At 40.8% G+C, this 14,169-nt stretch carries 14 protein-coding genes and 1 rRNA gene; all 15 read right to left on the minus strand.

Going from position 1 to position 14,169, the window contains the following annotated elements; translation table 11 throughout:
• A 16S ribosomal RNA gene (locus ACJJVX_RS21135) occupies window positions 1–152 on the minus strand; the annotation flags it as partial.
• Between the two features lie 614 nt (window positions 153–766).
• The gene (gene glmU, locus ACJJVX_RS21140; protein ID WP_054206611.1) at window positions 767–2,125 is read right to left on the minus strand and encodes a bifunctional UDP-N-acetylglucosamine diphosphorylase/glucosamine-1-phosphate N-acetyltransferase GlmU; all 1,359 of its coding nucleotides are present in this window, start codon (window positions 2,123–2,125) and stop codon (window positions 767–769) included.
• A 349-nt stretch (window positions 2,126–2,474) separates the two neighbouring features.
• Window positions 2,475–2,900: a F0F1 ATP synthase subunit epsilon gene (locus ACJJVX_RS21145; protein ID WP_054206610.1), complete on the minus strand. Its 426-nt coding sequence runs from the start codon at window positions 2,898–2,900 to the stop codon at window positions 2,475–2,477.
• A gap of 13 nt (window positions 2,901–2,913) precedes the next feature.
• On the minus strand, window positions 2,914–4,299 hold the full coding sequence (atpD, locus tag ACJJVX_RS21150) for a F0F1 ATP synthase subunit beta (protein WP_054206609.1): 1,386 nt from the start codon (window positions 4,297–4,299) through the stop codon (window positions 2,914–2,916).
• 33 nt (window positions 4,300–4,332) lie between these two features.
• Entirely contained in the window at window positions 4,333–5,193 is an 861-nt protein-coding gene (gene atpG, locus ACJJVX_RS21155) for a F0F1 ATP synthase subunit gamma (RefSeq protein ID WP_054206608.1), read from the minus strand.
• A gap of 60 nt (window positions 5,194–5,253) precedes the next feature.
• Window positions 5,254–6,795 (minus strand): F0F1 ATP synthase subunit alpha, encoded by a 1,542-nt coding sequence (gene atpA / locus ACJJVX_RS21160; RefSeq protein WP_054206607.1) that lies wholly within the window; start codon window positions 6,793–6,795, stop codon window positions 5,254–5,256.
• 14 nt (window positions 6,796–6,809) lie between these two features.
• A complete protein-coding gene (atpH, locus tag ACJJVX_RS21165; protein WP_054206606.1) occupies window positions 6,810–7,343 on the minus strand; it encodes a F0F1 ATP synthase subunit delta in 534 nt (177 codons plus the stop codon).
• A gap of 16 nt (window positions 7,344–7,359) precedes the next feature.
• The gene (gene atpF / locus ACJJVX_RS21170; RefSeq protein ID WP_054206605.1) at window positions 7,360–7,830 is read right to left on the minus strand and encodes a F0F1 ATP synthase subunit B; all 471 of its coding nucleotides are present in this window, start codon (window positions 7,828–7,830) and stop codon (window positions 7,360–7,362) included.
• Window positions 7,831–7,871: 41 nt separating this feature from the next.
• A complete protein-coding gene (gene atpE / locus ACJJVX_RS21175; protein WP_086745850.1) occupies window positions 7,872–8,099 on the minus strand; it encodes a F0F1 ATP synthase subunit C in 228 nt (75 codons plus the stop codon).
• A gap of 78 nt (window positions 8,100–8,177) precedes the next feature.
• Window positions 8,178–9,035: a F0F1 ATP synthase subunit A gene (atpB, locus tag ACJJVX_RS21180; RefSeq protein ID WP_054206603.1), complete on the minus strand. Its 858-nt coding sequence runs from the start codon at window positions 9,033–9,035 to the stop codon at window positions 8,178–8,180.
• 15 nt (window positions 9,036–9,050) lie between these two features.
• Window positions 9,051–9,431 carry an ATP synthase subunit I gene (locus ACJJVX_RS21185; protein WP_054206602.1) on the minus strand — a complete coding sequence of 127 codons (381 nt, stop codon included), beginning with the start codon at window positions 9,429–9,431 and terminating at the stop codon, window positions 9,051–9,053.
• A gap of 142 nt (window positions 9,432–9,573) precedes the next feature.
• Window positions 9,574–10,500 carry a ParB/RepB/Spo0J family partition protein gene (locus ACJJVX_RS21190; RefSeq protein WP_054206601.1) on the minus strand — a complete coding sequence of 309 codons (927 nt, stop codon included), beginning with the start codon at window positions 10,498–10,500 and terminating at the stop codon, window positions 9,574–9,576.
• Window positions 10,501–10,518: 18 nt separating this feature from the next.
• Entirely contained in the window at window positions 10,519–11,304 is a 786-nt protein-coding gene (locus ACJJVX_RS21195; RefSeq protein WP_054206600.1) for a ParA family protein, read from the minus strand.
• 14 nt (window positions 11,305–11,318) lie between these two features.
• Window positions 11,319–11,939 carry a 16S rRNA (guanine(527)-N(7))-methyltransferase RsmG gene (rsmG, locus tag ACJJVX_RS21200; RefSeq protein WP_054206599.1) on the minus strand — a complete coding sequence of 207 codons (621 nt, stop codon included), beginning with the start codon at window positions 11,937–11,939 and terminating at the stop codon, window positions 11,319–11,321.
• Window positions 11,940–11,954: 15 nt separating this feature from the next.
• Window positions 11,955–13,844, minus strand: coding sequence for a tRNA uridine-5-carboxymethylaminomethyl(34) synthesis enzyme MnmG (gene mnmG / locus ACJJVX_RS21205; RefSeq protein ID WP_405633430.1), 1,890 nt, complete (start codon window positions 13,842–13,844; stop codon window positions 11,955–11,957).
• Window positions 13,845–14,169 lie beyond the last annotated feature (325 nt).

Consider the following 14,169-nt stretch of genomic DNA (forward strand, 5'->3'; position numbering starts at 1 on the left):
TTGTCCCCCACCAAAAGGCATATTCCCAAGCATTACTCACCCGTCCGCCGCTCGTCAGCAAAGTAGCAAGCTACTCTCTGTTACCGCTCGACTTGCATGTGTTAGGCCTGCCGCCAGCGTTCAATCTGAGCCATGATCAAACTCTTCAATTAAAAGTTTTTTCTGTTCTCATCCAATAAAGAATGAAGAACCTGCTCAATGAATTCTGAATTTATTTAATATCTTTCGATATTGAATTGACTGTGCTGAATAATTATTAAAAATAACTATTCTGTTGGTCACTCAGTTTCTCTTTCGAGAAATCACATTGAGACTCTAAATTTTTTGCCTTGCTTACCTATCTAAAAAGAAAGTTAAGCTTGGCTGTTAGAACTCAATCTGTACGAGTGCCCACACAGATGATTGCTTTATATTGTTAAAGAACGTTGCGATTAAAGTTAAACTTTATCTCGCTAGGGCTGCGCATGTTACGCTTTCCTATTTTTTTGTCAACACTTAAATTTTAGTTTCTTTTAAAGAATTTCAAAGTTAAGTTTTACTCGACTCACTTACCGTTTGTTCAGCGCTTTTCATTGCTGCCTACTGGGTCAGTGGATGCGCATTATAGGGATTATTTAGAGGCGGTCAATGCTTTATTTCAGTTTTATTAAATCAACTTTACTTTTGTACAAAACATATACAAACAAGTGCTTGCGGGGCTTTTTTGGTATATTAATCAAGCAAACATGAGATAAAAAAGGCTACCGAGGTAGCCTTTTAAATAATACTATTTTTTAGTTGGTCTTTTCCAGCCATCGAGATTGCGTTGTTTACCTCGAGCAACGGCCAATTGTTCATCAGCGACAGTATTAGTAATCACGGAGCCAGCTCCAATGGTTGCCGTCGAACCAATATTTACTGGTGCCACAAGTGATGAATTAGAACCAATGAACGCATTATCGCCAATTATAGTTTTTGCTTTATTCACACCATCGTAGTTACAGGTAATAGTACCAGCGCCAATATTCACTTTTTCGCCAATTTCAGCATCACCTAAATAAGAAAGGTGATTTGCTTTAGAACCTTTTCCTAGGCGCGTTTTTTTCATCTCAACAAAGTTACCAATGTGAGAGTCCTCTTCCATGATTGCACCTGGGCGTAAACGTGCAAATGGACCAAGTGTGCATTTAGCTGCAACACTTGCCTCTTCAATTAAGGTATTAGCTTTAATAATGACATTATCGCCAATGGTACAATTTTTAAGTACGCAGTTAGGACCAATTTCAACATTATTACCGATTGTCACTTTACCTTCAAAGATAACGTTTACATCAATTAGTACATCTTCACCGGTGGTGACTTCACCACGAACATCAATGCGGGCAGGATCGGCAAGTGTTGCACCATTTAGCATTAGCTCTTCGGCTTGCCATGCTTGATAAGCACGCTCAAGGCCAGCTAGTTGCACACGATTGTTCGCGCCTTCAACTTCCATTGGATGATCAGGCTGTGCTGAACTTATTTCAACACCTTCGCTGTGCGCCATAGCTACAATGTCTGTTAGATAGTATTCACCTTGAGCGTTATTGTTTGAAAGATTGCCTAGCCAGCTTTTTAGTAATCCACCATTAACAGCCATAATACCGGTATTAACTTCTGTAATAAGCAACTGTTCAGGTGTTGAATCTTTTTGTTCAACAATACCTACTAGCTTGCCATTAACTCGAAGCATACGACCGTAGCCATTTGGGTTAACCAAATCCACTGTTAATACAGCTAAGCCATTTTTAGGAGTAGCGGCAAGTAAACGTTCAAGCGTTGATTGTTTTGTTAACGGCACATCACCATATAAAACTAAAACAGTATCGTTATCATTAATATGTTGGTTTGCTTGGGCAACAGCATGACCGGTGCCAAGTTGCTCTTCTTGCAGTACCCAGTTTACGTCGTTATCGGCAAGTTGTTGTTGTAATAATTCGCCGCCATGACCATAAACTAAATTCGTTGAAGTCGCTCCTAATGCATTGGCGTTATCAATGACATGTTGCACCATTGGTTTACCAGCCACTTTATGAAGAACCTTAGGTAGAGCTGAACGCATACGAGTACCTTTACCCGCAGCAAGAATTACTGTAGTCAGAGACATTAAAACAATATCCTTCTTTCTTTGTTTTATTGGAATGAGTAACCATGTGTAAATTCAAAAAGATTACGTAAGTCACATCATGTGCACATACTCAATGGCAATCTAGCAGTAGCCACTGAATCTAAGCTGAAATTACAAATCGCTTTATTATTGTCATATTGTAACGGGGATTGATGAAGGATATAAGTAAAAACATAGGTTATTAACTGTTAATGCAAGTTAAATTAATTTACATCGCCTGTTTCATATGATGACAACGCAGTCATATATTTAGTTTTTCATTGTATTAAAAATAATAACAGGCACAAAAAAGCCCACATAAAGTGGGCTTTTAAAAAACCAGATTGGCTTACTTTTTACGTAATTGCTGAATAACACGTAGCTGAGCGATTGCTTCAGCTAGCTGTACAGCTGCTTGGCTATAATCTAGCTCCGCAGATGTACCACCTTGTGCCATTTGTTTCTCAGCGTCACGTTTAGCTTGCTCTGCAGCTTGTTCGTCTAGGTCTTCACCACGAACGGCTGTATCTGCAAGTACAGATACAATGTTCGGTTGAACTTCTAGCGTACCACCTGCAATGTAGATGAATTCTTCTTCACCAAATTGCTTAACTAAACGTACCATACCAGGTTTTAGGGCAGTGAGTAGTGGAGCGTGGCCGGCGTTAACACCTAGCTCACCTTCACTACCACTTACTTGAATAGATTCAACAAGACCAGAGAATATTTTACCCTCTGCGCTTACTACATCAAGATGTACAGTCATAGCTGCCATACTACCCTCCTAGTTACATGCTTTTGGCTTTTTCTTGAGCTTCTTCAATAGAGCCAACCATGTAGAACGCTTGCTCTGGCATGTGGTCGAATTCACCACTTAAAATACCTTTAAAGCCAGCAATTGTATCTTTTAGTGATACGTATTTACCAGATGCACCTGTAAACACCTCTGCCACGAAGAATGGCTGAGATAGGAAGCGCTGGATTTTACGTGCACGAGATACTAGTTGCTTATCTTCATCAGAAAGCTCGTCCATACCTAGGATTGCAATGATGTCTTTAAGTTCTTTATAACGCTGAAGAACTGTTTGAACGCCACGTGCTGTATCGTAGTGCTCTTGACCAATTACTAATGGATCAAGTTGACGTGAAGATGAATCAAGTGGATCTACCGCAGGGTAAATACCAAGTGATGCGATATCACGCGAAAGTACTACAGTTGCATCTAAGTGAGCAAAGGTAGTTGCTGGAGATGGATCCGTTAAATCATCCGCAGGTACGTATACCGCTTGAATTGAAGTAATTGAACCAGTCTTAGTAGAAGCGATACGCTCTTGCAGTACACCCATTTCTTCAGCAAGTGTAGGCTGGTAACCTACCGCTGATGGCATACGACCAAGTAGTGCAGATACTTCTGTACCAGCAAGTGTATAACGGTAGATGTTATCTACGAAGAAAAGTACATCGCGACCTTCGTCACGGAACTTTTCAGCCATAGTAAGACCTGTTAACGCTACGCGTAAACGGTTACCTGGAGGCTCGTTCATCTGACCGTATACAAGCGATACTTTATCAAGTACGTTTGAATCGTTCATCTCATGGTAGAAATCGTTACCCTCACGTGTACGCTCACCAACACCTGCGAATACTGAGTAGCCGCTGTGCTCGATTGCGATGTTACGGATAAGTTCCATCATGTTTACGGTTTTACCAACACCGGCACCACCGAATAAACCAACTTTACCACCTTTAGCGAACGGACATACAAGGTCGATTACCTTGATACCAGTTTCTAAAAGCTCAACTGAACTTGATTGCTCTTCGTATGAAGGCGCTGCACGGTGAATAGACATACGGTCTTCTTCGCCGATTGGACCAGCTTCATCGATTGGCTCACCAAGTACGTTCATGATACGACCAAGTGTTGCTTTACCAACTGGAACTTGAATCGCTTCACCTGTGTTTGATACAGCAGCACCACGACGTAAACCGTCTGTAGTACCTAGTGCGATAGTACGTACCACACCGCCACCTAGCTGTTGTTGGACTTCTAGAGTCAAACCAGCTAAATCGCCATCTGATACTTTTAGCGCGTCATATACGGCTGGCACGTTGTCTTGTGAAAATTCAATATCCACAACGGCACCGATAATTTGGACGACCTTACCTAAACTCATGTCTATTCCTCTCTTTAATCTTTGCCTGAAGCATTAAACTGCAGCTGAACCAGAACAAATCTCACTAATTTCTTGTGTGATTGCTGCTTGGCGAGCTTTGTTATAAATAAGCTGTAAATCATCCATAAGGTCACCAGCGTTATCAGTTGCAGCTTTCATTGCAACCATACGGGCAGCCTGTTCAGAAGCAGCGTTTTCAACCACACCTTGGTATACTTGAGATTCAATAAAGCGTACTAACAGCGCTTCTAAAATCGCGTCTGGGTTTGGCTCATACAAGTAATCCCACGAGTGGGCAGATACTTCTTTTTCAGCTTTTGGCAAAGGGAGTAACTGATCTATAATTGGCTCTTGCTTCATGGTATTAACGAAGTTGTTATATACCAAGAATAAACGGTCAATCTTCCCTTCAGAAAATGCATCTAGCATGATCTTTACAGGACCAATAATATCCTGAATAGAAGGTTTATCTCCTAAGCCCGCTTTTTTAGCGAGTAGTTGACCACCAAAACGTTGGAAGAAACCAGCAGCTTTACTGCCTAAAGTTGCAAACTCTGCGTCTACACCTTTTTCTTTCCACGCTTTAACATCTAGTGCAACTTGCTTAAACTCATTTGAGTTAAGACCGCCACACAGACCACGGTCTGTAGAGATAACAATATAACCAACTCGTTTTACTTCACGCTCTTCTAAAAAAGGGTGAGTAAAATCAAGATTTGCTTGAGCAACACGACCAATCACTTTACGTAATTTTTCAGCGTATGGACGGCTTGAAGCCACACGTTCTTGCGCCTTTTTCATTTTAGACGCAGCAACCATTTCCATTGCGCTAGTGATCTTTTGAGTATTTTTAATACTACCGATCTTGCTTTTAATCTCTTTTCCGCTGGCCATGACTCTCTCTCCGAATCAAGGTGTGCTTTAGTTACCTAAAGCGCACCATTAATAACTAAATTACCAAGTTTGCGTAGACTTGAACTTCGTTAGAAGGTCTTTAAGCTGCGCTTCGATCTCGGCGTTGTAGTTACCAGTTTCATTGATTTGAGCCATAAGCTCTGCGTATGTGCTATTTGCATAAGAAAGTAAAGCCGCTTCAAAATCCATGATCTTAACGATCTCGATATCTTGAAGGAAACCTTTCTCAGCTGCAAATAACGACAAAGACATTTCAGCAACAGACATTGGTGCGTACTGTTTCTGCTTCATTAACTCTGTTACACGCTCACCATGCTCAAGTTGAGCACGTGTTGCATCATCAAGGTCAGACGCGAACTGCGAGAACGCAGCTAATTCACGGTACTGAGCTAGGGCTAGACGAATACCGCCACCTAGTTTCTTAACGATTTTAGTTTGTGCAGCACCACCAACACGCGATACCGAGATACCAGCATTTACTGCCGGACGGATACCTGAGTTGAATAAGTCAGTTTCTAAGAAGATCTGACCATCGGTGATAGAGATAACGTTAGTCGGTACGAACGCAGAAACGTCGCCGCCTTGAGTTTCAATGATTGGCAATGCCGTCAATGAACCAGTTTGACCTTTCACTTCACCATTGGTGAACTTTTCAACGTAATCAGCGTTTACACGCGATGCACGCTCAAGAAGACGAGAGTGAAGATAAAATACGTCACCTGGGTATGCTTCACGACCTGGTGGACGCTTAAGTAGCAATGAAATTTGACGGTAAGCAACTGCTTGCTTAGACAAATCATCATATACGATTAATGCGTTTTCACCACGGTCACGGAAGTATTCACCCATAGTACAGCCCGCGAACGGTGCTAAGTACTGAAGTGCCGCTGATTCAGAGGCAGATGCAACAACTACGATAGTATTTGCTAGTGCACCGTGCTCTTCTAATTTACGTACTACGTTAGCAATAGTAGATGCTTTTTGACCAATCGCTACATACACACACTTAACGCCTGTGTCTTTTTGATTGATGATTGCATCGATTGCTAGTGCAGTTTTACCTGTTTGGCGGTCACCGATCACAAGTTCACGTTGACCACGACCAACTGGAATCATCGCATCAATAGATTTATAACCAGTTTGCACTGGCTCATCTACAGATTTACGCTCGATTACACCTGGTGCAATTTTTTCTACAGGTTCAAACCCGTCGTTATCTAAAGCGCCTTTACCATCGATAGGTGCACCTAGTGTGTTTACAACACGACCAAGTAAACCAGCACCAACAGGAACTTCTAGGATACGACCAGTTGTGTATACTTTTACGCCTTCAGTAAGATCCGCGTACGGACCCATTACTACTGCACCAATTGAGTCGCGCTCAAGGTTTAGTGCGATAGCATAACGGTTGCCTGGAAGCTCAATCATCTCACCTTGCATACAGTCAGCTAGACCGTGGATGCGGATGATACCGTCAGTAACAGATACGATAGTACCTTCGTTACGAGCTTCACTTACAACTTCGAACTTCTCAATACGTTGTTTGATCAGATCTGAAATTTCAGTGGAATTAAGTTGCATGCTCTTTTTCCCAATTACGATTGTAGTGTTGTGGCTAAGCGGTTTAATTTACCGCGAACTGAGCCGTCGATTACAGTGTCACCAGCCTTAATGATAAGACCACCAACCACTGCAGCGTCTTCACTACAATTCAGCTTAACTTTGCGTGCGAAACGTTTTTCAAGTGCCGCTACCAATGTCTCTTGCTGCGCTGCAACAAGAGGGGTTGCCGAAATCACATCTACTTCGATTTCTTTTTCGTACTCTGCTTTAAAATTAGCAAATAACTTAGCAACCGCTGGTAAAGCGACTAAACGTCCATTTTCAGCCATCACCTTCACTAGGTTCTGACCTTGTTCGTTGAGCTGCTCTGCACAAATTTTAATAAATAACTCAGCTTGTGCAGTAGCATTAGGCAACCCAGCTAAAATAGCAGATGCTTGTTCATCACTGGCAACGTGGCCAGCAAAAAACAGCATCTCATTCCAACTGTCAATAGTGCCTTTTTCAACGGCAAGTTCAAAAGCCGCTTTAGCGTATGGGCGAGCGATAGTAGTCAATTCAGACATGCTCATACCCTCCTAGTTACAGCTCAGCGACAAGTTTTTCAACGATGTCACTATGTGTGGCTTGATTGATTTCGCGCTCTAAAATTCGTTCTGCGCCAACCACTGCAAGAGTAGCTACTTGCTTACGTAGCTCTTCTGTTACACGGTTACGCTCAGATTCAATTTCAGAATGCCCTTGAGCAATAATTTTTTCACGCTCTTGCTGACCACGAACTGTTTCTTCGTCAACAATTAGCACTGCACGCTTTTTAGCTTGTTCAATGATGTCTGCCGCTTGAACTTTTGCATCTTTAAGCTGTTCTGCAGCTTTCTTTTGCGCTAGTTCTAAGTCTTTTTCGGCTCTATCAGAGGCAGCTAAACCATCTTCGATTTTTTTCTGGCGAGCTTCAATTGCACCGTTTAGTGGTGGCCATACGTATTTCATACAAAATAATACGAACACCGTAAATGCAATTAATTCACCGATAAGAGTGGCGTTTAAGTTCACAACCGCTCCTCCTTAAATAGTAAGCTGTTCAAAAAATAAAATTAAAGTACGAACAACAATACCATCGCGATACCAACACCAATCATTGCTACAGCATCGATTAGACCAGCTAGGATGAACATCTTAACTTGTAGTGAAGGTGCAAGCTCAGGTTGACGCGCACATGCTTCAAGGAATTTACCACCCATGTTACCGAAGCCGATAGCTGTACCGATAGCACCAAAACCAATTAGTAGAGCAACAGCGATAAACTTAATTGCTTCAGGCATTGATAATACTTGTTCCATTTTTTTCTCCAAAGTTTCAATTGTAAATTAAAGTTAAAAGTAAAATTGTAAATATAAAAATTAATGATTATCCGAGCTTGCCATGCTTAGGTATACAACTGTCAGCATCATAAATACGAATGCTTGTAGTACGATTACCAAGATATGGAATACAGCCCAAATAAAGTGCAGTGGTAACTGCATTAAACCTACCGCGCCGATCAAGATGAAAATCAACTCACCAGCGTATAAATTACCGAACAAACGTAGCGCTAACGAGAAAGGCTTAGCAACTAACGCGATTAATTCTAGTAATAAGTTACACGGGATTAGAAACACCATTGCTAGCTTATTATTAGAACTAAATGGGTGAAGCGTCAGCTCTTTAACAAAGCCAAGCACACCTTTAATTTTGATTGAGTAACCGATCATCAAAATAAACACACCCAACGCAAGCGCAGCGGTTAAGTTGATATCAGTAGTAGGTACAATTTTCATGTACACGTCGTGTGAATCCATACCGAAGGCAGTTTCACCAACTAAACCAGCAAATGCAGGTAAGAAATCAACCGGTATTAAATCCATTAAGTTCATCAAGAACACCCAAACAAAAATTGTTAGGGCTAGAGGTGCTATTAGTTTGCTTTTACCATGGAAGGTATCGCGTACATTATCACCAACGAACTCAACGATCATTTCAATAAAGCACTGAAACTTACCAGGTACACCCAGTGTTGATTTTTTAGCGGCACTACGGAAGATCCATAAAAATAAAAGACCTAAACCGATAGACCATGCGAGGGTATCCACATGCCATGTCCAGAATCCACTGTCCGCACATGCTTTATTGAAGGCAAGACCGGTATCGGTCGAGCACATCTTCGCATTGGTCAAGTGGTGCTGAATATGGCTAGATAGAGTAACTTCTTCTGCAGCCATGTTATATCCCAAAAGTTAATGTTTAAAAAAAACGGGTGCAAACAATCCAGTAAATAACGCCAGTACATAACTACTAAAGAAAGGTAACAAAATTACCGGGAAATGCTTTAGCACTAGCGCAAACAATATGATTGTAAGCATAAATTTTAATCCGTTACCGCGCTTTAACGAGGTATACGCTTGATTTGCTCGGCTTGCACCCATATAACGAAATGCATAAACGGCAAATACACAGTGAGGAAGTACGGCTACAACGCCTCCAGCTAATGCTGAGAGACCGGCACTTACTCCCCAACCTAAAAAAACAATTATGGCAGCTACTAAGGCTACACTACCTTGCAAACAGATTAATTTAAATGCAGCCAATTGATAAGGTGCTGCTAACTTATTATTCACGTTTAGTTAACCTTACTGGCATTCTATTTGTCATGGCATGAAAACTGGCGAAATTATACTTAATCCTGCCAGTTTTGCAACTTGAGTCGGTGCTTTGTGGTGCAAAATCGCTATAAATGTCTCGTTTTAGACATGATATTAATTAATGCTGGGAATAGTCTTGGTTTATACGGTTTAAAATCCCGTCCAATTCATCTAAGTTAGTGTAGGAAATAACCAAATTTCCTTTACCTTTTTTGTTGTAATTAATTTCGACTTTCGCGCCTAAATTATCAGCCAATTGTTGCTCTAACTGCTTGACATCAGGATCTTTTTCTGCAGTCTCTTTTTTTGGTACGGGCTCTAGAATCGACCGTACTAACTTTTCAGTTTCTCGTACGGTTAATGCCTTTGCGACAGCAAGACGTGCAGCATCTGATTGCGCCTCGCCTTCAAGAGCTAATAAACAACGTGCATGGCCCATTTCAATATCGCCATGTTCTAACAAAATTTTAACATCGTCATTTAAATTATTCAGACGCAATAAATTTGTTACAGTAGTGCGTGATTTACCCACCGCATCCGCGACTTGTTGATGTGTTAATTCAAATTCAGTTAATAAACGATTTAACGCAACCGCTTCTTCCATCGCATTTAAATCTTCACGTTGTATATTTTCAATCAACGCAATCGCAACAGCAGCTTCATCAGCAACATTTTTTATGATGCAAGGAACAGTATCAAGCTTAGCTAGTTGAGCTGCTCGCCAACGACGTTCACCTGCGATAATTTCATAACTTTTTTCACCTATAGGGCGAACAACAATTGGTTGAATAATGCCTTGTGAACGAATAGAACTGGCAAGTTCTTCAAGGGCTTCTTCAGACATGTCTTTACGTGGCTGATATTTACCCGATTGAAGAAATTCAATCGGTAACTTTTGTAGTTCACTTGTATTATCTAATTGCGTTTCTTCTACCTGCAAAATATGTGTGCTATCCGCTTGCACTTGCATTGCACTAGGTGCTGGTTTTGATGAGCTTAATAATGCATCAAGCCCTCGGCCTAAACCGCGTTTTTTTGCAGACATGTTATTTTTACCTCAAATTTAGGCGACGATTGGGGATGTTTTTTCTTTTCTGCGCAACATTTCACCAGCAAGTGCTAAATACGCTTTTGCGCCACTTGATGTCCGGTCATAGTACATTGCTGGCGCACCAAAACTAGGCGCCTCAGCTAAACGAACATTTCGCGGGATCACAGTGCGGTACACTTTATCACCAAAATGTTGCTTTAGTTGTTCTGATACATCATTAGCCAAACGATTACGCGGATCGTACATAGTACGTAAAATCCCTTCAATTTGTAATTTAGGGTTAACCAGTTTAGCGAGTTGGGTAATTGTGTCCATCAATGCAGTTAAGCCTTCAAGCGCATAATACTCACATTGCATAGGCACTAAAATTGAGTCTGCGGCCGCCATTGCATTAACAGTCAACATATTCAGTGATGGTGGACAATCAATAAAAATAAATTCATATTGATCTGATATTTTTTCAAGCGCATTACGAAGTCGAACTTCGCGAGCAAAAAGCTCCATTAATTTAACTTCGGCGGCGGTAACATCACCATTGGCGGCAATTAAATGATATTCACCTGATGTTTCTTTAGTAACCACTTCTTCAATCGGTTTATCTTCGATTAAAAGGTCATAAATTGTTGCTACATCGCTGTATTTATCTACACCGCTGCCCATTGTCGCATTGCCTTGCGGATCCAGATCAATAAGCAGCACTTTACGTTTTGTTGCTGCCATTGATGCTGCGAGATTTACCGCTGTGGTGGTTTTACCCACACCACCTTTTTGGTTTGCTATTGCAATGACTTTTGCCACAGTGTTTCTGATCCCTAGTCTTTAGATAGAATAATTAAATGCCTTTGAGCATCTAATTTTGGTACTTCCAAGGCTATTTTTTCTTCGAACTTAATACCTTTAGGTAAAGATTCTAGCTCGTCACTTGGAAATACGCCTTTTAAGGCTATAAATTTACCTGAATGATCAATTAAGTGCGAACACCAGTCAACCATATCTTGTAAAGATGCAAAAGCTCGGCTTAATACACCATCTAATTTAACACTTGGTTGATAATCTTCAACTCTAGACTGCACAGGGGTCACATTATCAAGTCCAAGCTCATGCTTTACCTGCATTAAAAAACGCACTCGCTTGCCTAAACTATCCAATAAAGTAAATTGAGTATTAGGTAATGCAATAGCCAATACGATACCCGGAAGGCCAGGACCCGTACCCACATCAATATAATGATGACCGGGTAGGTGAGGTGCAACAACTAAACTATCCATAATATGCTTAATCATCATATCCTCAGGTAAACGCACTGAGGTTAAATTATAAGCTTTGTTCCATTTATTGAGTAACTCAACATACTGAACCAATTGTTGCTGTTGTTTTTCGGTTAGCGCAATATCAGTTTGCGCTAACAAAGTAGTTAATTGTTGCTGTAACACAGTATTCCTTAATAGCTACGCAATTTTACGTAGTAGGCCTTGCTTCTTCAGATAAACTAATAATAGCGAAATCGCTGCTGGCGTGATACCTGAAATACGCGATGCTTGACCGATTGTATCTGGACGCGCCTCGGTTAATTTAGCAACCACTTCATTTGATAAACCCGAAACTGTCGAGTAATCATAATCTTTAGGCAAAATAGTTAACTCATGACGAAGTTGCTTATTGATCTCATCTTGTTGACGAGCAATATACCCTGCGTACTTAGTATGGATCTCAACTTGCTCTAATGCAGTTTCGTGATCAAATTCAGATCCCAACCCTTCGATCGCCATTAGATCGTTATAGCGGATCTCAGGTCGGCGTAACAATTCTTCTAAACTTGCTTCTCGAGTTAATGGTGTTTTTAGTAACCCATTAACTTGATCAATAGCTACGTGATCTTTATGGATCCACGTTTCTTTGATCCGTTGAGATTCTTTTGCAATGATATCCATTTTTTCATTAAATGCTTGCCAACGATCATCGTTAACTAAACCAAGTTCACGACCTTTTGCAGTTAAGCGAATATCCGCATTATCTTCACGTAATAATAAACGGTATTCAGCACGACTCGTAAACATACGGTACGGCTCTTTAGTACCTAACGTGGTTAAATCGTCGATTAATACGCCTACATAGGCTTCATCACGGCGCGGTGTCCAAGGTTCTTTACCCTGTACTTGTAATGCAGCATTCATACCTGCAATTAAGCCTTGAGCGCCAGCTTCTTCATAACCTGTAGTACCATTGATTTGTCCAGCAAAGAACAAACCATCAATAAATTTAGTTTCTAATGATTTCTTTAAATCACGTGGATCAAAGTAATCATATTCTATAGCGTAACCAGGACGACAAATATGGGCATTTTCAAAACCAGTGATTGACTGCACTATTTCTAACTGCACATCAAAAGGTAGACTTGTTGAAATACCATTAGGGTAAAGCTCATAAGAGGTTAGGCCTTCAGGCTCTACAAATATTTGATGCTTGTCTTTGTCAGCAAAACGTACAATTTTATCTTCAATAGAAGGGCAATAACGTGGGCCTATCCCTTCAATAACACCAGAGTACATTGGAGAGCGGTGTAGGTTATTACGGATCACTTCATGGGTTTTTTCATTTGTATATGTAATATAACACGCTATTTGTTGTGGATGATCTGACTCATTACCCATAAATGAAAATACAGGCGTAGCAGTATCTCCCGGCTGCGCTTCCATTTTACTAAAATCAACAGTCCGGGCATCAATACGTGGAGGTGTGCCTGTTTTTAAACGATCAACACGAAATGGTAATTCACGTAAACGATTTGCTAATGCAATAGAAGGTGGATCACCAGCACGGCCACCTTTAAAGTTTTCTAAGCCAATATGGATTTGGCCACCCAAAAAAGTACCAACGGTTAATACAACTGAAGGTGCACTGAAGCGTAAACCCATTTGGGTAACAACACCGATTACTTGATTATTTTCAACCACAAGATCATCACATGATTGTTGGAAGATTTTTAAGTTATCTTGTTTTTGTAAAATGTCTTGAATTGCTGCTTTGTAAAGTGCGCGATCTGCTTGTGCACGAGTTGCACGAACTGCTGGGCCTTTTGAAGAATTTAGAGTACGAAACTGGATCCCGCCTTTATCGATGGCTTGTGCCATTGCACCACCTAGCGCGTCTATTTCTTTTACTAAGTGGCCTTTGCCAATACCGCCAATTGCTGGGTTGCATGACATTTGACCAAGGGTATCCATGTTGTGAGTCAGCAGTAGGGTATTCATACCCATTCGAGCAGCAGCTAATGCGGCTTCAGTACCTGCATGGCCACCACCAACAACGATAACATCAAAACTTTCGTGAAAAATCATTTAGGGATCCTACTTAAATCAACCAGCAAACTTCCAAGGGGAGCGTATTCTACCTATAAATTTACAGAAGATAAATGATTAAACTGTGCTCAAGATCTAAGTAAGTGATCTCTAATAATATAAAGGATCTTTTAAAGAGATCTTTTATTACTATTACTACTACTGATCGCTATTTCTGTTGATAAGGTCTAGTTTATAATTAAAAACATAAAGTTAGATCGGATCTAAAGGTGTTTATATGATCGGATCAAGCTCCGTATAAGCTCTGATCAAAAAGGCACTTTATGCACAGGGGGTGATCGAATAGATCTTATCCCATGGATAA

Source organism: Pseudoalteromonas sp. Ld20 (genome assembly GCF_045064175.1).
Lineage (GTDB): Bacteria > Pseudomonadota > Gammaproteobacteria > Enterobacterales > Alteromonadaceae > Pseudoalteromonas > Pseudoalteromonas neustonica.

Coding starts and splice junctions, on each gene's coding strand:
- atpD (WP_054206609.1), bottom strand. CDS start 4,299: ATGAGTTTAGGTAAGGTCGTCCAAATTATCGGTGCCGTTGTGGATATT.
- atpG (WP_054206608.1), bottom strand. CDS start 5,193: ATGGCCAGCGGAAAAGAGATTAAAAGCAAGATCGGTAGTATTAAAAAT.
- atpA (WP_054206607.1), bottom strand. CDS start 6,795: ATGCAACTTAATTCCACTGAAATTTCAGATCTGATCAAACAACGTATT.
- glmU (WP_054206611.1), bottom strand. CDS start 2,125: ATGTCTCTGACTACAGTAATTCTTGCTGCGGGTAAAGGTACTCGTATG.
- ACJJVX_RS21145 (WP_054206610.1), bottom strand. CDS start 2,900: ATGGCAGCTATGACTGTACATCTTGATGTAGTAAGCGCAGAGGGTAAA.
- atpE (WP_086745850.1), bottom strand. CDS start 8,099: ATGCCTGAAGCAATTAAGTTTATCGCTGTTGCTCTACTAATTGGTTTT.
- atpH (WP_054206606.1), bottom strand. CDS start 7,343: ATGTCTGAATTGACTACTATCGCTCGCCCATACGCTAAAGCGGCTTTT.
- atpB (WP_054206603.1), bottom strand. CDS start 9,035: ATGGCTGCAGAAGAAGTTACTCTATCTAGCCATATTCAGCACCACTTG.
- mnmG (WP_405633430.1), bottom strand. CDS start 13,844: ATGATTTTTCACGAAAGTTTTGATGTTATCGTTGTTGGTGGTGGCCAT.
- ACJJVX_RS21190 (WP_054206601.1), bottom strand. CDS start 10,500: ATGTCTGCAAAAAAACGCGGTTTAGGCCGAGGGCTTGATGCATTATTA.